At 41.2% G+C, this 21,074-nt stretch carries 16 protein-coding genes; 14 read left to right on the plus strand and 2 right to left on the minus strand.

The annotated features are described in order from the left end of the window. Nucleotides 1-57 precede the first annotated feature (57 nt). The 9 genes from GT641_RS05860 (at nt 58) to GT641_RS05900 (ending at nt 15,938) form a co-directional block, all read left to right on the plus strand. Nucleotides 58-2,547: a PAS domain-containing protein gene (locus GT641_RS05860; RefSeq protein ID WP_161117039.1), complete on the plus strand. Its 2,490-nt coding sequence runs from the start codon at nt 58-60 to the stop codon at nt 2,545-2,547. A 24-nt stretch (nt 2,548-2,571) separates the two neighbouring features. Beyond that, complete coding sequence (gene mreB, locus GT641_RS05865; protein WP_008400448.1) at nt 2,572-3,564, plus strand: rod shape-determining protein MreB; 993 nt, start codon at nt 2,572-2,574, stop codon at nt 3,562-3,564. 15 nt (nt 3,565-3,579) lie between these two features. Then, nucleotides 3,580-5,829, plus strand: coding sequence for an ATP-dependent RecD-like DNA helicase (locus tag GT641_RS05870; protein WP_161117040.1), 2,250 nt, complete (start codon nt 3,580-3,582; stop codon nt 5,827-5,829). Nucleotides 5,830-5,856: 27 nt separating this feature from the next. After that, nucleotides 5,857-6,579, plus strand: a complete 723-nt coding sequence (locus GT641_RS05875) for a ComF family protein (RefSeq protein ID WP_161117041.1) — start codon at nt 5,857-5,859, stop codon at nt 6,577-6,579. 115 nt (nt 6,580-6,694) lie between these two features. After that, nucleotides 6,695-7,471, plus strand: coding sequence for a phosphoribosylformimino-5-aminoimidazole carboxamide ribotide isomerase (gene hisA, locus GT641_RS05880; RefSeq protein ID WP_161117042.1), 777 nt, complete (start codon nt 6,695-6,697; stop codon nt 7,469-7,471). Between the two features lie 98 nt (nt 7,472-7,569). After that, the gene (locus GT641_RS05885) at nt 7,570-9,858 is read left to right on the plus strand and encodes a glycoside hydrolase family 9 protein (protein WP_161117043.1); all 2,289 of its coding nucleotides are present in this window, start codon (nt 7,570-7,572) and stop codon (nt 9,856-9,858) included. Between the two features lie 82 nt (nt 9,859-9,940). Next, nucleotides 9,941-13,123, plus strand: coding sequence for a GtrA family protein (locus GT641_RS05890; RefSeq protein ID WP_161117044.1), 3,183 nt, complete (start codon nt 9,941-9,943; stop codon nt 13,121-13,123). Nucleotides 13,124-13,422: 299 nt separating this feature from the next. Next, nucleotides 13,423-15,174, plus strand: coding sequence for an ATP-binding protein (locus tag GT641_RS05895; RefSeq protein WP_008400436.1), 1,752 nt, complete (start codon nt 13,423-13,425; stop codon nt 15,172-15,174). Between the two features lie 20 nt (nt 15,175-15,194). After that, a complete protein-coding gene (locus GT641_RS05900) occupies nt 15,195-15,938 on the plus strand; it encodes a hypothetical protein (RefSeq protein ID WP_161117045.1) in 744 nt (247 codons plus the stop codon). Between the two features lie 65 nt (nt 15,939-16,003). On the opposite strand, the gene GT641_RS05905 is transcribed toward GT641_RS05900, so the two are convergent. Then, nucleotides 16,004-16,480: a DUF6120 family protein gene (locus tag GT641_RS05905; protein ID WP_161117046.1), complete on the minus strand. Its 477-nt coding sequence runs from the start codon at nt 16,478-16,480 to the stop codon at nt 16,004-16,006. Continuing rightward, a complete protein-coding gene (locus GT641_RS05910; RefSeq protein WP_161117047.1) occupies nt 16,473-16,826 on the minus strand; it encodes a PadR family transcriptional regulator in 354 nt (117 codons plus the stop codon). The genes GT641_RS05905 and GT641_RS05910 overlap by 8 nt, the downstream gene beginning before the upstream one ends. Nucleotides 16,827-17,117: 291 nt before the next feature. Here GT641_RS05910 and GT641_RS05915 point away from each other — a divergent pair, with 291 nt between their 5' ends. The 5 genes from GT641_RS05915 (at nt 17,118) to GT641_RS05935 (ending at nt 21,014) form a co-directional block, all read left to right on the plus strand. Then, nucleotides 17,118-17,330 (plus strand): hypothetical protein, encoded by a 213-nt coding sequence (locus GT641_RS05915; protein ID WP_161117048.1) that lies wholly within the window; start codon nt 17,118-17,120, stop codon nt 17,328-17,330. A 299-nt stretch (nt 17,331-17,629) separates the two neighbouring features. Continuing rightward, a complete protein-coding gene (locus GT641_RS05920; protein ID WP_161117049.1) occupies nt 17,630-18,718 on the plus strand; it encodes a hypothetical protein in 1,089 nt (362 codons plus the stop codon). 10 nt (nt 18,719-18,728) lie between these two features. Next, on the plus strand, nt 18,729-19,511 hold the full coding sequence (locus GT641_RS05925) for a hypothetical protein (RefSeq protein WP_161117050.1): 783 nt from the start codon (nt 18,729-18,731) through the stop codon (nt 19,509-19,511). Then, on the plus strand, nt 19,504-20,367 hold the full coding sequence (locus GT641_RS05930; RefSeq protein WP_161117051.1) for a hypothetical protein: 864 nt from the start codon (nt 19,504-19,506) through the stop codon (nt 20,365-20,367). Before GT641_RS05925 ends, GT641_RS05930 begins: the two co-directional genes overlap by 8 nt. A 14-nt stretch (nt 20,368-20,381) precedes the next feature. After that, nucleotides 20,382-21,014 carry an ATP-binding cassette domain-containing protein gene (locus GT641_RS05935; protein WP_161117052.1) on the plus strand — a complete coding sequence of 211 codons (633 nt, stop codon included), beginning with the start codon at nt 20,382-20,384 and terminating at the stop codon, nt 21,012-21,014. The last annotated feature ends 60 nt before the right edge of the window (nt 21,015-21,074 follow it).

Below are 21,074 nucleotides of genomic sequence, written 5' to 3' on the forward strand. Positions count from 1 at the left end.
TGACATGGAAAAGTTTTATGTGTCTATGGGGTTGCATAAGAGAAAAGAGGGATACATTTGGAGATAGGCAAAATCAGTAATTATTCAGATTTTCTGAGCCATATTGAATATCCCGCAGTTGTATTCTGCGAGGATGGAGAAGTTTTAAGTATCAACAATGCAGCGGTAAAACTGGTCGGTAATCAGATCGATTCGATTACGATGGCACCGGATAAGTTTATGTCCAGTGATGAGTTTTGGCCGATTTTAAATGAGAAAAAAACGATCATCTGGCATCGACTTCTGCTGAATATAAATAAGAAAAAAAGACTGGTTGTAAGCGGATTTGTCAATCAGTTTGAATATAACGGAAAAAAAGCATATATGGTGCTGTTTGAACTGCGTTCCGATGTAGCAATCGGAAGTATGAGTCTGGAACGTATTATTAACCATGCAGGCATTCTGGCACTGTATCTCTACAAGCCGGACAGCAGATGGCAGACTCGTTATGTAACAAAGAATATAACGGAATTCGGATATAAAGAAGGTGACTTTTACAGTGGAGCTGTAGGCATTCGCGATATTATAGTTAAGAATGACTATGATATCCTGATCGGGAATCTCTATAAGGCGGAGAATACCGGGCATACGGATTTTGAGATGAAGGTACGTTTTGTATCGGCAGAAAGTGCGATCACTACTATGATGCTGAACTGTCATATCGTAAAGTCGCCGGACGGAGGTGCCGATGGCATTGAACTACTATTTGTAAAAGAAAAAAAGCATTCCTATGATGGGGAAAAAGGTGAATATATATTATCTGTTATGAACAAGATCAAGAGTCTTGTGATGGTAAAATCCATTAGCAGAGGACACAGCACATTGAAATACATTACACCGAATGCCAGATTGCTTGGAATGAATGTAGATGCACTTATGGCTGGAAATAAATTGACAGAAGACTATGTTCATCCGCAGGATCGCGCAAGAGTTATTCAGAATGCGAAGAATGTGTTAAAGAGTGGTGGATCTGATTATGAGGACGAGTATCGTATCGTAGATGATTATGGAAATGTCAGATGGGTTCGTTCCCAGAACAGTATCACACAGGCAGAGGATTCTTCTTATACGATCGAGTTCTTTATAACAGATATTACAGAGAACAAGAAGTTGCAGAACAGTGTAGAGGAAGCTAAGAAAGAGTATGAAGACAAGCTTTCTTACATTATGAACACGACTGTAGATGAGAATGAATATACGAGCGAGAGTATCGATAAAGACAAATGGAACAGTATTGTAAAAGCATTTGCAGGCTTAAGCGGGCTGTATTCAACGGTTGTATCTCCGGCGGGTGATCAGCTTGTAGAACCGGCAGGACCGTCTCTGCATATGGGAAGCTTTTATGATCTTTTTGAGAAACCTCAGTATAAGAGCATCATTGTGAAGTTAAATGAGGTGATCCTCCAGAACAATGTTCCGGTCATTATGGAGATGGATGATGGTATAGATGGAAGTATTATCTGCGGTGCACCGGTTAAGATCGGAGAGAAACATATCGCAACCTGGATTCTGTGCGGATATGATACAGCAGATGTTGCAAAGATGAAGAAGGTATATAAGATCCAGTGGAATATGTGCAATATCTTCTCAGAATATGCATATAATGACAAGGTTCTGTCTAAAGAAGCAGAACGGAGCAAATCTGTTGAAATGTTGTTAGAGGAAAAGATCCAGAGACAGAAGATCCTGACAGAAGCACTCAGTTCCATGGACAGCGATGATAATAAGACAATCAGCAATATTTTGGAAAGAACCGGTGATTATCTGGGCATCGATGTTATGGCGATATACTCACTGAACGAAGATCAGGAGTATATGTGCAGCCATATCTGGTCAAGGGAAAAAAGCATGTCTGCGGAAGAATATGTGGAAGAATGGCAGAAGGGTAAGAAATTCTTTGCACACAGTAAGGAAAGAACATATGACTGCATTGTAGCGGATAAGAACCATGACTTTAAGAATTTTCAGAGTAATATGGAACAGATCGGTGTAACAAGCTTTGTTGCACTCAGTATAGAGATCAATAATATTATCAGCGGATGTATCGTTATGGCGAATAACCATACGGATAAGATATGGTCAGAGGATGATATTGAATTCTCGAAGGACATTCGGAATGTCATTCAGGGTATCCTTGCCAGAATAGAAGGTGATGGTAATATCCGAATGGTAAATAAGCTTCTGGTAGATACTTATAATCATATCAAGATCGGCATCTTTATCCGTGATGAAGAGACGGGGGAGGTATTGTTCTCCAATCAGCCGTTAAATGATATGCTTGGATATGATTTTACAGGAAAAGACAGTAAGACGTTGATCCGTGATCTGAATGATACATTTAAGGGTGTGGCGACCGTACAGAAGCCGTTCCTTACTGAACGGAAAGAGGTAAGCTGGAGAAGCTATATAAGACAGTTCGACAAGATCATGGATTTATCCGAAGTCAGCATGAAATGGCTTGACGGAAGAAAGGCATCTCTTGTAATATTAAGGGATGTACAGGATTAACAGTAACCAGAAAGGGGACCAATCATGGCAAGTTCAGATATCGGTATAGATTTAGGTACCGCCAGTATATTGGTATATGTAAAAGGCAAGGGCGTTGTATTAAAAGAGCCGTCCGTAGTTGCCTATGACAGAGATACAAATAAAATAGTAGCGATCGGTGAAGAAGCCAGACTTATGCTTGGAAGAACACCGGGAAATATCGTAGCAATCCGCCCGCTTCGTCAGGGCGTTATATCGGACTATACAATAACAGAAAAGATGTTAAAGTATTTTGTTCAGAAAGCAGTAGGCAGAAGTTACTTTGGAAGACGACCTCGTATCAGCGTATGTGTGCCTTCACAGGTAACAGAGGTTGAGAAGAAAGCAGTAGAGGACGCAACTTACGCAGCAGGTGCAAGAGACGTGTCTATCATAGAAGAACCGGTGGCAGCAGCAATCGGAGCAGGAATTGATATCTACAGACCATGTGGCAACATGATCGTTGATATCGGTGGCGGAACTTCGGATATCGCTGTTATATCTCTGGGCGGTCCGGTTGTAAGTGCATCCATCAAGGTTGCCGGAGATGATTTTGATGAAGCAATCGTACGTTTTATGAGAAAAAAACACAATCTTCTGATCGGTGAGAGAACTGCAGAGGAGATCAAGATCAAGATCGGTACATGTTTTAGAAGACCTGAGAATATCACACTGGATATCCGCGGAAGAAATCTTGTAACCGGACTTCCGAAGACAGTTACCGTAACCTCAGATGAGACAGAAGAAGCACTCCGAGAACCTGCATCACAGGTATGCGAGGCTGTTCATTCCGTTCTGGAACGTACTCCGCCTGAACTGGCAGCAGATATTGCTGACAGAGGTATTGTATTAACCGGTGGAGGAGCTTTGCTTCATGGACTGGAGGAGCTTCTGGAAGAAAAGACAGGAATTACAACCATGACTGCCGAAGATCCGCTTCGTGCAGTTGCTATCGGAACAGGAAAATATATCGAATTACTCAACAGTAAGAAAGAGTAACGCAGGAGACTTGTTGTGATAAAAGAAGGTTATGTTGAAAAAGTTATCTATAAAAATGACGACAATGGCTACGCCGTTTTCACTGTAGAGGGTGAAGACGGCGAAGACATTTTTGTCGGAACCCTTCACGGTGTCAGTGAGGGAATCTATATATCTGCGGAAGGGGAATATGTCAATCATCCCCAGTATGATCTCCAATTCAAATTTAATTCTTATGAAATAAAAATGCCGGATGATATGATAAGTATAGAACGATATCTGGGTTCCGGTATCATAAAGGGTGTCGGTGAGGCACTGGCAAAACGTATCGTTAAAAAATTCAAGATGGATTCTCTGCGCATAATTGAAGAAGAACCGGAACGACTGGCGGAAGTTAAAGGTATCTCGGAACGAAAAGCAAGAGATATCGCTGTTTCTTATAATGAAAAGAAAGAGATGCAGGATGCGATTATTTTCCTGACCGGATATGGAATATCAATCAATCTGGCGGTAAAGATCTTCAATGAATATGGACAGGAGATGTATAAGATCATCCGGTCAAATCCGTATAAGATTGCAGAGGACATAAACGGTGTCGGATTTAAGACGGCAGATGAGATCGCGGAGCGAATGGGGATCAGCAGTGACTCGGATTTTCGTATCCGCGCGGCACTGTTATATACATTGTTAAATGCGAGCCAGCTCGGACATATGTATCTTCCGAAGCAGATGCTGGTGGCAAAGACCTATTCGCTCTTGGTTGCTGACAATGTACCATATAATGAAGAACTGGAAGATGAGATCGGAAGCCAGATTATAGAACTTCAGATGACGGGTAAGGCGATCGTAAAGGAGCTTGCCGGAGATGTTACTGCTGTCTATGCGGCGGCAAATTATTATATTGAACTGAATTCGGCGAGGATACTGTCAGATATCGATCTTGATTTCACATCAGAGGATCGACCGTTGGATAAGATGCTTGCGCAAATCGAGGAAGCAGAGAAGATCACACTGGAAGAAAAACAAAAACTTGCGATCAAGAATGCGGTCAACAATGGTGTGGCAGTGATCACAGGTGGACCGGGTACCGGTAAAACAACAACGATCAATGCCATGATCAAGATGTTTGAGAAGCTGAATTTGGAACTACTGCTTGCGGCACCGACCGGACGCGCGGCAAAGAGAATCACCGAGGCAACCGGATATACGGCACAGACGATCCATCGCCTGTTGGAGCTGTCCGGTGGCGGGATTGATGAAGAAGGCAACCGCTCTGCTTATACATTTGTAAGAAATTCAAATAATCCGTTAGAAGCGGATGTGATCATAATAGATGAGATGTCAATGGTAGACAGCAGTCTGTTCTACAGCCTGTTGCAAGCAATCATGCCGGGAACCAGGCTGGTACTGGTAGGAGATTCCAATCAGCTTCCATCGGTCGGACCGGGCAATGTATTAAAGGATATCATTCGTTCGGGGGTATTCTCTGTAACGGTGTTGGACAAGATATTCCGACAGGGTGAGAATAGTGACATTATTACGAATGCCCATTTGATCAATGCGGGAAAGCAGCTCGAGATTAATAATAAGAGCAGGGATTTCTTCTATATTCCAAGACAGGGATCACAGGATATCATTGCGGAATTGAAGCATTTGATCTTAGACAGTTTGCCGGGCTTCTTTCAGGTTGACCCGATGAATATCCAGGTGCTTACTCCGATGCGTAAGTATGAGCTGGGTGTCGAGAATCTGAATAAACGATTGCAGGAGATCTTGAATCCTTCGAGCAGAAGCATACCGGAGAAAGAGAAAAATGATATTGTATTCCGTAAGGGTGACAAGGTCATGCAGATCAAAAATAACTATAAGCTGGAGTGGAAGATCATGGATGCAAAGGACCGTTTTGTGAAGGAAGAAGGCGTAGGTGTATTTAACGGAGATGTTGGTTTTATAAAAGAAATCGATGAATTCGATCAGAAGATTGTTGTTGAATACGACGACGGAAGACTGGTAGATTACCTTTATTCCCAGCTTGATGAACTGGAACATGCTTATGCCATCACGATACATAAATCACAGGGAAGTGAATATCCGGTCGTAGTGATTCCACTTCTTACAGGACCGGCAAAGTTGTTGAACCGGAATCTGCTCTATACGGCAGTTACGAGAGCCAGAAAGGGTGTTGTGATCGTAGGCAATATCGGTCTGGTTAAGACAATGATCGATAATATCGACGAACAGAAGAGGTATACAACATTTGCTGAACGACTGGCAGAACTGGCATAAATTCAGAGTGATAAAGGGGGATAAAATATGCGGGAACAGAATATGTGGAACCGGACGCTTATGGATCTTGTATTTCCAAGGAGATGTCCGATCTGTGATGCAGTTATGGCATATGGCGAACAGGGCATCTGTAACCGGCATAAGACGCTGCCATATGTGACCGGACCGGTCTGTATGAAATGCGGGAAGGAGCTTTCGGAAGCTGAACAGGAATATTGTGAAGACTGCAGGCGACACACCAGAAGCTTCGAGCGGGCATATCCGGTCTTTCGTTATGAGGAGCCGGTTGCATCCAGTGTGCTTGCTATTAAATATCATAATAAACGGGAATATGTGGATTATTATGGCAACCTTCTGGCAGAACGTCTCAGAAAAGCAGGGGTTGCAGACCGGATACAGATTATTCTTCCGGTGCCGATACATAAGCGCAGAAGAAAGAAACGTGGCTATAATCAGGCTGAGCTTTTGGCCGAGGTGGTAGGACGACAGCTTCATCTTCCGGTAGATAAGACGCATTTGCTCCGGGTATCAGAGACAGCACCGCAGAAGGAATTATCTCCGCTTGAACGCGCTAATAATATTAAACAGGCATTAGAAGTTAAGATGCTTCCGGCGGAATGGAAGACAGTGTTATTAATAGATGATATCTATACGACAGGGGCAACGGTGCAGGCATGTACAGAAGCCTTGCAGGAGGCCGGAGCGGAACAGATCTACGTCGGTGTGATATGCATAGGAGAAGGCCGATGAGAGGACTTGGCTTATAGTCGGTTCTGTGATAGAATAAATGATATCTGCGGATATTTAAAAGAATCGGCAGGAGAAATATACAGAAATGGAAAAGGCGTATCAGCCGGGGTGAGAGATGAGATTTCGTCCGTGTATCGATATACATAATGGAAAAGTAAAACAGATCGTTGGCAGCAGCCTTCAGGATGAAGGCAATACTGCGAAGGAGAATTTTGTATCTGAGTATGACGGGGCTGCATTTGCAAGGATGTATAAGGCTGCCGGGCTACATGGTGGACATATCATTTTATTGAATCCTGCGGGGAGCGGGTACTACGAAGCGGACTGCCATCAGGCAGAGCTGGCGCTTACGGAATATCCGGGAGGGCTGCAGATCGGCGGCGGAATCAATGCCGAGAATGCCGGACGGTTTCTTGATATGGGAGCATCCCATGTGATCGTCACATCCTATGTCTTTAAGAATGGTGAGATCAACTACGATAATCTGACTGCGATCAGACGGGCAGTCGGAAAGGAACATTTGGTGTTGGATTTAAGCTGTAGAAAACGCGAGGACGGATACTACATTGTGACAGATCGCTGGCAGAAGTTTACAAATGTGAAGATAACAACAGATACATTGGACATGCTTTCCGATTATTGTGATGAATATCTGATCCATGCTGTAGATGTGGAAGGTAAGGCATCCGGTATAGAGATGCATATCGCAAAGCTTCTTGGAGATTGGGGCAGAATACCTGTAACTTATGCAGGTGGTATTGCATCATTTGATGATCTGGATAAGCTCCGTGTGTTGGGGAAGAGTCGAATTGATTTTACGATAGGCAGTGCACTTGATATTTTTGGAGGCCATATGAAGTATCAGGACGTTTTGCAGTATTCAGATCAGTAATGAAGTGTTGAATGAACATGATTCATGAGATAGAGTTATATGTACAGTTGAGAAGGAAGGTACATAGCAATATAGAAAACATGGAGGGACAATAAGACATGAGAAAAATGAAGAAGGTTGCAGTTATGTGCCTGACAGCAGCGATGACGATGTCGTTGCTTGCAGGCTGTGGCGGAGCAAAGAAGGATACCGATGGTTCGACTTCTGAGACAGAAGTGACAACAGAGGTATCAACCGAAGAAGAGACAACCGAAGCTACGACCGAAGAAGCAACAACAGAGGAGGAGCTCGGGGTGTCAGACGGCGATAAGGTGATCAATATCAACTTTGATGATAAAGATACCGATGGTTTCCATACTTATACAAATGGTGGAAATGAAGAAATGACCAATGAAGATGGAGAACTTCGTATCAATATTAAGAAGACGGGAAGCGTAGACTATGCGAACCAGATCTATTATGATGGATTCCGTCTGTATCAGGGTTGTGTCTATGAATATTCCTTCGATGTCCGTTCTGATCTGGAACGTACGATTGAATGGAGATTACAGATCAATGGTGGAGATTATCATGCATACACCAGTGATGTGATCACGATCGGACCGGAGACACAGCATATCACAGCACAGTTTAAGATGGAGGAGGATTCCGATCCTGCACCAAGACTTTGCTTCAACATGGGAAAACAGGAAGGTATGACCGGAGATGAAGCAGAGCATAATATTTATTTTGATAATATTTTATTAGAGGCAGTTGACGCTTCCGGTGCACAGCAGGTAGAAGCAACACCTGATCCTATGGCTATCAATGTGAACCAGGTGGGCTACATGACCGGTGACTCCAAGGTCGCTACCGTGATCGGAAAAAATGCGAAATCATTTGAAGTAATTGATGTGGCATCAGGAAAATCTGTATATTCAGCAGATCTGCCGGAAGAAGCTACCTACGATCCACCATCAGAGATGTTCTGTAAGCAGGCGGATTTCTCATCCGTAAAGGATGCAGGAACCTATAAGATCAAGACAGATGATGGAGAAGAATCAGTGGAATTCAAGATCGGTGACGACATTTACGGAGATCTGTATAAGGATGTCGTGCTGATGCTTTATAATCAGCGTTGCGGTGTGGAGCTTGATAGCAGCATTGCAGGTGAATTTGCACATCCTGCCTGCCATACAGGTGAAGCGGTTGTATACGGAACAGATAAGAAGATCGATGTAACAGGCGGCTGGCATGATGCCGGTGATTATGGACGCTATGTTGTATCAGGTGCAAAGACAGTACAGGATCTGTTCTTAACATATGAAGACAATGGATATAAGGCAGATGACATCGGTATTCCGGAGAGCGGAAACGGTGTGCCGGATGTCTTAGATGAAGCAAGATTTGAGCTGGATTGGTTGCTCAAGATGCAGGATGCAAATGGTGGTGTATATCACAAGGTAACCTGTGATGTATTCCCTGAGACAGTTATGCCGGAAGAAGAAACCGCACAGCTGATCGCATGTCCGATCTCAAATACAGCGACCGGAGATTTTGCGGCTGTTATGGCAAAGGCTTCAGTTCTTTATAAAGATTACGATGCGGATTTTGCAGCAAAATGTCTGGATGCATCAAAGAAGGCATATGAATACCTGAGCGGTAATATGGATGCTTACGGATTCTCAAATCCGGACGATATCGTAACAGGTGAATATCCGGATACGATCTTCCGTGATGAGACGATCTGGGCAGCGGTAGAATTATATGCAGCAACTGGAGATGCTTCCTATAAGAAGGCTGCCGATGCGATCATTGAGGGTAGTGATATCGTAAACTATGGACTTGGATGGGCAGATGTCGGATATTACGCTCTGTATGACTACATCAAATATGACGGCGGTTCTGCCAAGGCAAACGAATTGTTCTTCAATGAAGTAGATAAGACCGTAGATCAGATTAAAGACAACGGTTTCGGTGTATGGGTATCACCAACCAAGACATTTGCATGGGGAAGCAATATGAACATTGCAAATAAAGGAATGTTACTTCTGATGGCAAATAAGCTTAAGCCAAATGCAGATTATGTAAAATATGCTTCATACCAAAGAGACTATCTGCTTGGAAGAAATGCAGTCGGCTACTGTTATGTAACAGGCTATGGTACAAGAACTCCGCTTCATCCGCACCACAGACCATCTCAGGTATTAGAGGTAGCAATGCCGGGTATGTTAGTAGGTGGCGCAGACAGTAATCTGGAAGATCCATATGCAAAGGCTGTTCTTCTGGGCAAAGCACCGGAGAGCAGATATGCAGACAATGCGCAGTCATTCTCCTGTAATGAGGTGACGATCTATTGGAATTCTCCGATGATCTATCTGATGTCAGGACTTGGCAACACGAAATAAACACACAAAATAACACACACATAAATAGCACAGCCGATCGGAATAACTGTTCGGCTGTAGCTGGTATAAGAGAGTTTTCATTATGGACAAAATAAAGAAGTTATTAGAAAAAGAAATTGTCAGATATGTAATAGCAGGCGGGGCAACTACGGTTGTAAATATTGTATCTTTTTATCTGCTGCGTCTGTTTACCGATTTGTCAAGAAGCGTAGCGAATATCATAGCTATATCACTGGCGATTTTATTCGCATTCTTTGCAAATAAGTTTTTTGTGTTCACAGAGAGCAGTAAAAAAGATGCAGGAACGCTGATACGGGAATTTATCTCCTTTGTCGGAACAAGGCTTCTCGCGATGCTGGTTGAAGTTGTCGGCATGAATCTGTTATGTGATTCGTTTCGTTGCAATGAATTTATATCGAAGATCATTGTTCAGTTCTTTGTAGTCATGATCAATTATATATTCGGTAAGTGCTTTGTCTTTAAGAAAGAAAAAATGTCAATCCGGATATTTATGAGAAGAAATTATCTTATCCTGCTTGCGGGAGTGATCCCTGCGTGCTTCCTTTTAGGGGTATGGATCGCGGAAAAGATCGGACCGTTTGGAGGAAACAGTCTGACGATGGTAGACAGTCTTCATCAGTATCTTCCGTTTTTCTCAGATTATTATGACAAGTTAAAGAATGAAGGCAGTCTGTTCTATACATGGGATATCGGACTTGGAAGTAATATGTTGGCGATCATCGCATATTATATTGCATGTCCGATCAATTTCCTTGTTGTATTATTCAAAAGAGAACATATCTATATAGCAATGAGTTTGTTCATCGGAATCAAGATCGTACTTTCCGGTATGTCATTTGCATATTATATGCGTGAGAAATGCAGGAATTATAAGACATATGATGCTGCAATCCTGATCTTCTCAACGGCATATGCGATCAGTAATTATGTGATCGGATATTCATGGAATCTGATGTGGATGGACTGTATCATGATCCTTCCGCTCATCATGGCAGGCTTTGAGCGTATGACAGAGAGTGGGGATTATAAGCTCTATGTTCTGTCTTTGTTCTATGCGCTGATGTGTAACTATTATATGAGTTTTATGATCTGTATCTTCCTCGTTATGGTCTTTCTGCTGACGAACCATAAGAGTGTGAAGAGATTCTTTACCGATGGCTTCCGATTTGCCGGATGCTCTCTGCTGGCAGCGGGTATGTCGGCATTTCTGTTAATCCCTGCATATCTGGGATTGAATACAACAGCGTCGGCGACCAGAGTATTTCCGAAATGGGAATGGTATGGAAGTATATGGGATCAGATCAAACAGCTGTTTTATCTGACGAAGCCGATCAAGAACCAGCAGTTTGACGGCGGCCTGAACATTTATTGCGGAACGATCTGTTTTGTTCTGGTATTTGTCTATCTGTTTAACCGGAACATTAAGCTGTGGGATAAGATAAAGAATGTGATCATTCTGGTAGTGATCTTTGCAAGCTTTAATAATAAGCTGTTGAATTATATCTGGCATGGCTTTCATGATCAGTACGGAATTCCGAACCGATTCTCATTCCTGTTCATTTTCCTGATGCTTGCCATGTGCTGTGAGGTGCTTCTGCTTCTGGATAAGAAAGATACCTTTGCGGTACTTCTGGCTGTAGCGTTTGGATATGGTTTCCTGATCTTATCCTATAAGAAGTGTACGATTGAGCGTCAGACCCTGATCTGGACTGAGATATTCCTGACGGTATATGCATTGTTAATACTGGCATTTACCCTGACAAAGGGAGTCTGGCGGAAGCTTGTCATATATGTACTGACCATAGTCTGTCTGGTAGAGACGGTCACAAATGGAATTAAGGGATATGACAGCAACGGATATGTCGATATCAGCCAGTATTTTGGCATGGAATCATCTATGAATCAGGCGATCGATACACTGGACTGTAAGGATAAGGCATATAGGGTAGAGCTGATGAATACAAAGATCGTAGATGAGCCTACTTATTATAATCTTAAGAGCGTCTGTCTGTTCGGATCGACAGTGTCCGCTGATCTGGTCGATATGATGCATGACCTTGGATATTACACAGGCGCAAATGAATTCCTGTTCGACGGCGGTAACACCTTATCCAATTCATTACTGGGTGTGCGTTATTTGTTACAGAGAGAGGGCGAATATAATTATTTTGATGTCAACTATGTAACAGATGTAGACGGAGTGAACATATATGAAAATCCATATGCGTTAAGTCTTGGCTACATGGTAAATAATGACCTGTTAGATTATGATGGTACGATCGGTAACATGTTCGATACCTTAAATCAGTTCGTGAAGCTGTCAACCGGTGTGCCGGGTGTATTCTCACAGTTATATCCGGAAGTAACGATGTACAGTGATAACTGCGAGCTGTCACATGATAGTGATACCAGCGAGTATTATTCCTATACAAGAACGGACAACAGTAAGTGCGATTTCCAGCTGAGCTTTGATGTGACGGACGAGTCCGCAGATATCTATATTCTGGCAAACAGCTCCGGTATCAATAAGGTAAGGATCTATGTAGACGGAGAGGAACAGAATTATGAGAGACTTCAGAACCAGACTTACCATGTCGGACATCTGGTTCAGGGACAGACCGTAACGGTTGAGTATTGTTTCCAGAGTTCACAGGCGAACAGCGGAAGTGCCAGACTGGTCGTATCTTCCTTTAACTGGGATTCCTTCTTACAGGCATATGATATATTAAGTGCTCAGCAGATGCTGGTTGGTAAAATGGAAGATGGTTATGTGAAAGGATATATGGCGATCGACTATCCGGGACTGCTGTTTACATCCATCCCATATGATAAGGGCTGGACAGCTTATGTAGATGGCAAGAAGTATGAGATCGATACGGTAGGAAATGCTTTCATAGCCTTGAAGCTTGCGACCGGAGAGCATGTGGTCGAGTTCAGGTATTTCCCACCGGGCTTGAAGCTTGGACTGATTCTTACATTTGCATGCTGGATCTTGTTCGGATTCTTATGCGGAAGAACACAGCTTCAGAATCGCCTGGAAGGTGCGGCATCCGGCAAGCGGAGACGCAGAAGTCGGTCAGGTGAAATCTCCGATGTAGAGCCATCAGATATAATAGAGGCATCAAAGGATGATGAGAGGCTTCCGGAGTCTGTACGGAATGAAGCTGAACCGCCGACAGATGATGATTATTACAAGCATGTAGATGAGATCCTTAAGGATGTATTTGACGATGACAAGAAGTAGAGATCGGGAATCTGAGCATCTGCAAGGTGACCGTTTGAAGGCTGTAGATCGGATGTATAACATAGATAAAAAATGAGTGGCGTACATCCGGTAAATTTGTTTATATCTGACATATTATAAAAAGAAACAGAATAATATTGTTAGTTATATATAGTAAAAAATATCAAAAAAAGCCTATAGATTTTATGAAAAATCTATAGGTTTTTTTATCATCTCGTTGACCTTAACATTCATTTATAATATAATAACATGTGGAGTCAAAGTATTAGATTCAAAAAAGTAGAAATAGAGGTGCATCAATGGAGAAAATTAAGGAGTTGGGTTGGAAACCGGTCGCAGCAGCCGGTGCGGTACTTGGCCTTCTGGCTGGTATCTTAGGTGTTGCAGGGGTAGGAGCGGGTGCTCTGATCGTTGGAATACTTGCTGCGATTGTAACATTTGGAGGCTTGTTTATCGTCTGCGGTGACAGTGCCGGAGGCAATGGTGGCAAGGGGGATAAATATAAGAAATTATTTATGAACCTGCCAATCGGATTTGCGCAGGCAAAGATCATAGAAGATCCTGTAAACGGAACCAGTTATCAGATCGTAGATGCAAACGAGATCTTTGGCGAGTACTTCAAACTCGATGTTAGTGATTACACCGGCAAGAACCTGAAGGAGAGCAAGATTGAAGTTCTTCAGGATATCAATGCATGGTTCACGGCATATAATAACTCCGGAACAAAAGAAGGAGATCTGATGGATGTCGAGATCACGATGGAATCCCTTCAGAAGGTATTCAATACCGTAATGTATAAGTCAGAAGCAGATTACATTAACATGGTCGTTATCGATATCACAGATCAGAAAGATACAGAGAACAAATTGTCCAAGGCAATTGTTGATGCGAATGCAGCCTATAAGACACAGGCTGAGTTCCTTGCAAATATGAGCCATGAGATCCGTACACCTATCAATGGTATTCTGGGTATGCTCCAGCTTACATTGATGGCAGATGATCTTCAGGCAGATTACAGAGATAATCTTGTAACCGCAAAGAACTGTGCGGATACATTGCTCCGACTGATCAATGATATTCTTGATATCAGTAAACTGGAAGCAGGAAAATACAAGATCAAAGAAGAAACATTTGATATCAAGCAGGCGATCGAGGAGACGGTTGCTGCACAGGTACCACTTGCAAATAATAAGGGGTTACAGCTCGACTGTTCATTTGGAAACAATATTCCAAAGCTGGTAAAGGGCGATGGACAGAGAATTCAGCAGGTATTAAACTGCCTGTTATCAAACGCGATCAAGTTCACCTCCGAAGGAAGTGTCCGTGTTAAGATCGCATCCATGGATATGGAAGGGGAAAATAAAGTTAAGATCCGTATGGCGGTTGCAGATACCGGAATCGGTATTTCAGAAGCAAACATGAGCAAGCTGTTCATCCGTTTCAGTCAGGTTGATTCTTCTGATACAAGAAGATACGGCGGATCAGGACTTGGACTTGTAATCACAAAGCAGATCGTTGAACTGATGGGTGGTAACATTCAGGTTCAGAGTAAAGAAGATATTGGTTCTACTTTCATCGTAGAAGTACCTATGAAGGTTGTAAAGGCATCTGATGATGCATTAGAAGAGGTTGAAAAGGAAGAAGAACCGGCAGTATTCTCAATCAATGCACACAGCAAAGCAAGAATCCTTGTAGCAGAGGATGAACCGGTTAATCAGCAGGTAATCGGTAAGCTGCTTGGTATGGCAGGCTTCTCTTATGATATTGCAGAGAATGGTCAGAAAGCAGTTGAACTCTTCAAGCAGAAGATTTACGATGCCGCTTTATTCGATGTACAGATGCCTGTTATGGATGGTATCGCAGCTACGCAGGAGATCCGTGAGATCGAGCAGAAGGAAAAGAGAAAGAGACTTCCAATTATCGCAGTAACGGCGAGAGCGATGTTCGGCGATAAGGAACGAATCCTTGAGAATAAACTGGACGATTACATAGCTAAGCCATACAATCTGAATGATGTTGTTGAGACATTAAATAAATATATTGATGATTAACGTAAGGGGGTCATTTGAAAATGGCAGGTAATTTTTTTCAGAATGCATTTGAAAAGACAAAGTCATTAGCCAATCAGGCAGTTGACAGTACAAAATGTGCTGCACAGAAGACGAAGATAAAAGGTAAGATCTCATCTGAGAATTCAAATCTTGACAGAATCTATACAGAGATCGGAAGATATTATTACAATCTGAATAAGGAAGAAGCACCGGAGGAGATCAAGCATCTGTTCGACAGCGCTGCAAAGGGCCTGGAGAATATCGCAGCTCTGGAGAAAGAGTACAGAGAAGTAGAGGAACAGGAACACCGTATTATGAACAGTGGCAACCAGTATCAGCAGACGCCACCACAGGGTATGTATAATCAGCAGATGAACGGAATGCCGCCACAGGGTATGTACAATCCACAGATGAACGGAATGCCACCACAGGGCATGTATAATCCGCATATGAACGGAATGCCACCACAGGGCATGTACAATCAGCAGATGAACGGAATGCCACCACAGGGCATGTACAATCCACAGATGAACGGAATGCCACCACAGGGCATGGCACCACAGATGAACGGAATGCCACCACAGGGTATGGCGCCACAGATGAATGGAATGCCGCCACAGGGCATGGCACCACAGACGAATGAGATGCCACCGCAGCAGAATGTCGCACCTGCACCACAGGCAGAGCCTGTACAGGAATCCGCACCGGCAGCTGCACCTACATCCCAGCCGGAAGCAGTTCCACAGAACGAAGAAAATGTTTAAATAAAAAACAGACATAAAAACACAGCCCCCATATAGCCAGGTTAGTTATATGGGGGCTGTGTTCGTTAATTTGTTGTTTCTGTTGTCGTTGATTCTTCGGTTGGTAATACTGCATCTCCGGGAGGATTTCCATCTTCCCATTCACAATCCGGAAGTTCCCCAATTACTGTTTCGGTATAAGCTATATCTGCCTGTAAAACATGTTCATAGGATTTGTAGGTTGTATAAATGAAACAAAAGGATGCAGTGATAACTGCAATAATAATTATATATGCGGTATATCGGATGCAGGCGGATACGGATAAGTCTTTTTCCAGATCTTTCCCATCTTTTGAAGAAAGATATAAAATCACCTGATCTTTTGGTTCCCCAAATTCTTGTCTTAATGTAGTTGATGTAATAACAGCACCTGTCTCGGCATATTCCTCTATCGTAGAATGGATATCCGACAGAAAACGGCGTTCCACCTTACGATATACAGGAAGTGTTCGTTTTATATCATGTAAATAACGCTTAACTGCACGTTGTTCCTGCTTATTCATGGATTTTCTCATCTCCTGTATAGTTTAAAATATTGTTGATCGCCTCGTGTGTTTCCCGGTAATCTTTTAACAGAAGCTCTAAGCGCTTTTTACCCGAAGCTTCCAGATGATAGTATACACGCATTAGACGTTTCCCGGCAGGCATCTTATAATCAGAAATCAAGCCTGCATCAATTAATTTGTATAGTGCCGGATACAGTGATCCTACAGGTATATCCATAACACCATTTGTCTGTTCCTTTAAAATCTGAGTTAATTCATATCCATAATAGTCTCTCAGACTTAACAGATACAGAACCATAAGTTCAACAGATCCCCTCCTGAAATTACTTTTGTTGTTGTCCATAGCAACACCTCACTCATATTCCGAACCTTTTATACACATTAGTAATGTTGTGCGTTCCCGATAAAGACTCATGCAGATATTATAACATAGGTTTTTCAGATGTAAAGCATAAAACATATAGAGGTAATCGATATATCGAAAAACGATAGTTAGATAACCTAAAATTATGTTGACAAATAAATATTATTAATCTAATATAGTGCGTATAATGATATAGGGATTTATGAGCATGCAAATTATATCTAACAAAGTAGTCATTATTTAAAAGTTTTATGTAAAGGAGTGGAAAACGTGATAAAGAAATTTTTATCAAAGGCAATTCTTACAGCTGCAATTATTGGCTGTATTGGTGGCGCAGGTGTTATGAATGTATCTGCTGGAACTGTTACATTAGATGTTACATCGTCTAATGTATCAGGAATGGTTCCGAAAGATCCATATTCCAAGATGACAACAAAAAGTGATGCAGAGCAGTCTTTTTATATTACGTTAAACAACACTTAGTAATGGTCCTTCGCTTTATTTTACTTCATATAATGCGAATCATAAAAAGGTTTCGGGTGCATTAAAGTATGAAAAAATAAGTTTGGGAAATACAAGAAGTAAAGACTATAGTGCAAAAGTGTATAAGAATAAATCATATTATGTATACGCATTAGCGCCGTCCGGATATGGTAATGTGAGGGGGATTGGAAGATACTGTCCATAAAATAAATAGTAAATATAAAAAGATTATATATTAATTATACAGACCTGTGTAGAAAAGCATAGGTCTGTATAGTATGGAAATAAGGAGAATGGCTATGAAAAATATTCTTTTGGTTATTGTGACTATTCTTGTAGGATGGAGTATGTGTAGCTGTGGGGTGACATCAGAAAAGGAAAAAACAGAAACTGTGCAGAATGGGAAAAATGACAATATATTTCCCACAGAATATAAATATGAATCAAAGGAGTTAACAATTGATATAGAACATATACATCCCAATAATGCAAAATTTAATAATGGAATAAGTCATATGGCTGATCTCGATTATGAGAAGATAGGACGTATGATTATGCCGGATGATGGAACTAATACAATAAATACAGAAGAGGAATGTATACTTAGTAATAAAATGACAGATGATGCGTATGATCAAATTTATTCATGGGGGATAGATGCATGTTCGTATGATACAGTAAAGAGTAGCATATTAAACGCGTGTGTTCGAGATGATAAAAAATATGATGATTTTAATTTAGATAAATATACCGTGGAAAAAGTATTTTCCTTTGGGAATGTAGAGCAGGCAAGACAAGATATTGTTAACAGTTTTGCAAATTGTGGAATTGATCTCAGTACAGATTTTTCTTATGAAGTATATTATCTGGATCATGTAACACTTCAGTCAGAAGAAGAACATATAGATATAGATGGAAATATTCAGGCAGATCAATATAAAAAGGATTGGTCAGATCAGGATGATACGTATTTATTTTATTTTCATAAGATCTATTGTGGACTTCGGGATTTCCAGAAAAATGTATATGCTGATGAGACTGCTGAGGATCGGAATGCACAGTTAACTGTTATGTATAATAAGGATGGGATTATTTCGTTTAATCTTCAAAATTTGTATTTATATGAAAATAGCGGAGAGCCAGTGGCGTTAATGGAATTTGACGATATTATGAATGTGGTAAAAAATTATTATGAAAATATTGTTGATGGAGTCGAAAAAAAAGTTATTTCTGCAGAATTAATAGTAGACTCTGAAAAAAGTAGCAAAGATGCAAAAAAATTAATTCCTGTTTGGGCGTTTGGCATTGAGGAAACTCCGGAAGGTGAATCGACCTCTCGTTATGAACTTAGAGTGAATGCTGAGACTGGAGCAATTATTATACAATAAGGATGAGAAAATGGAAGCATTTTGTGGTTATTTAAAAGTAGATTTGCGACGTGCATTTATTACATGGAAAAATCCGATTACTATTATTCTGATTTATGTAGCGCTGCTTTATAATAAAAATATGGAGACAGATATTATTGGATGGGTTTCATCTGTAAATCAAGTAGTATTAATTGTGATTGCTTTGGCATTAGCATCTGTACCATACGCATCCAGTTATGTAGAGGATGTATCACATAAGTATAAGCGGCAGATGATTCTCAGGGGAGATGGAAATACATATATTTATTCCAGAGTTATAGTAGTCTTTTTGTCAGCATTTGTTGTTTTCTTTGTAGCGTTTATTATAGCAGGAATTACCTTTTATTTCTATCTTGGAATTCCAGATTACAAAGCAGACAGCATAGAACATATTAAAATAGCAAAATCAGCATATTATTTGCTAATACTGAAAGGAAAATATTTGTTATATTTTCTGGCATGTACGATCCATCTGTCTTGTCTGGCAGGAATTATGGCACTTATGGGATTGCTGATCTCTCAGTTGATTCATAATCAGATGGCTGTATATGGCTTTCCAATCGTTTTTATATATTTGCAGGATGTCTTTGTACAGAGACTATTTGGCTGGGAGAAAGGCAGTACGATCTCATTAAACTGGATGGGAGTGGCACTTCTTGATATATCCAATCCGGGGCAGTCTGCTTTTGTCTACTATACGGAGATTCTTAGTTATTTTATTGTATTGCTTTATGGAATTCGTTATTTGAATCAGAGGGATTGGAATGAGTAAGATTAGATTTGTCCTGCGTGGAGCATGGCAGGATTGTATATTAAAATTAAGATCATTTCGGTATATCAGCGCATTTGTAATGGTACTGGGATTGGCGGCAGCCGTTACTTCCGGTATCGATCGACTGGTTGACCGGGTTGGTGAGGGCGTTACGATTTGGATGGTTCCGCATATTTACAGTAATGTATTTTTTGCTACCTTTTATGGTCTGGTTATCTGTTATCTGTTTTCAGATGTTCCCTTTTTCAATCAGAAAGAATTGTTCTCTATTGTCAGACAGGGAAGACCATGCTGGTATCTGAGAAAGATAGTGTCCATGCTATTATCTACATTCATATTTACCATGATTTCTTTTGCAATATGTATATTGGTATTTGTACCGCATATATCATTTCAGAAGGACTGGGGTAAGATGATATATACGATGGCATATAGTGGAAATCTGTACGCTTATAATATCATGACACAGCCATCGCCGGTGATAATCAGCAAATACACTCCGCTTGAAGCTATGTTGTTGTGTTTCCTTATGGTATGGCTAATATCAATTATGATAGGACTTTTGATGTTTACGATCAGTATTCTGGTAAATCGTGTAGCTGCACTTAGTATAATGGCAGGAATCGCATTAGTTAGTCTTTCAGATGGTGTGTTCTTTACTGTGAAATGGCTTCCGTATATTACGATATTTTCCTGGTATCGCTTGTCAACTTATGGTGAGCAGTTGTTTCTTGACTGGAACTATCCCGAACTATCGGAATATCAATGGATCATCGCATGTATTCTTGTGATTTCATTTATTGTATCGATGATAAGGATCTGTTACATCGAGTTTGACTGGGTAAGGGAAGATTGAGAGGTAAGAATATTATGATAGAGATAAAAGATGTTACGAAGAAATTCAAAGATCAGACAGTATTAGATGGAGTAACGCTGACTTGTCCGACAGGTGAGATTACAGGAATTATCGGACATAACGGATCAGGAAAATCTGTATTATTCAAATGTATCTGCGGCCTTCTGTATGCTGACTCCGGGGAAATCCGGGTAGATGGTCAGGAAATGAAGCGTGGAGGAAAAATGATTCAGGATGCAGGCGTTATCATTGAGAATCCTTCATTTCTGGAAAATGAAACAGGTTTTAAGAATCTGGATTATCTGTACTGTATCGCACATAAAAGAGATAAGGAACAGGTACGGCAGGTTCTGAAAAAGGTTGGGCTGGATCCGGCACTGAAAAAGAAAGTGAAGAATTATTCACTTGGTATGAAACAGCGTCTGGCAATTGCGCAGGCGATTATGGAAGATCCCCATATCCTGATACTGGATGAACCAATGAATGGTCTGGACAGTCATGGAGTAGACGATATGCGTGCTGTTTTTATGCAGGAAAAGCAGAAGAATAAGACGATCCTGATTGCCAGTCATAATAAAGATGATATAGATCTTTTGTGCGATCATGTATACCGGATGGAGAACGGCAAACTGCAAAAGATTCGGTAGCGAGAAGCATATCTGAGACTTTAAAAGCAAAATTTAAGATTTGATATATACCAGATGCAG

This window comes from Clostridium sp. BIOML-A1 (assembly GCF_009874105.1).
GTDB lineage: Bacteria > Bacillota > Clostridia > Lachnospirales > Lachnospiraceae > Coprococcus.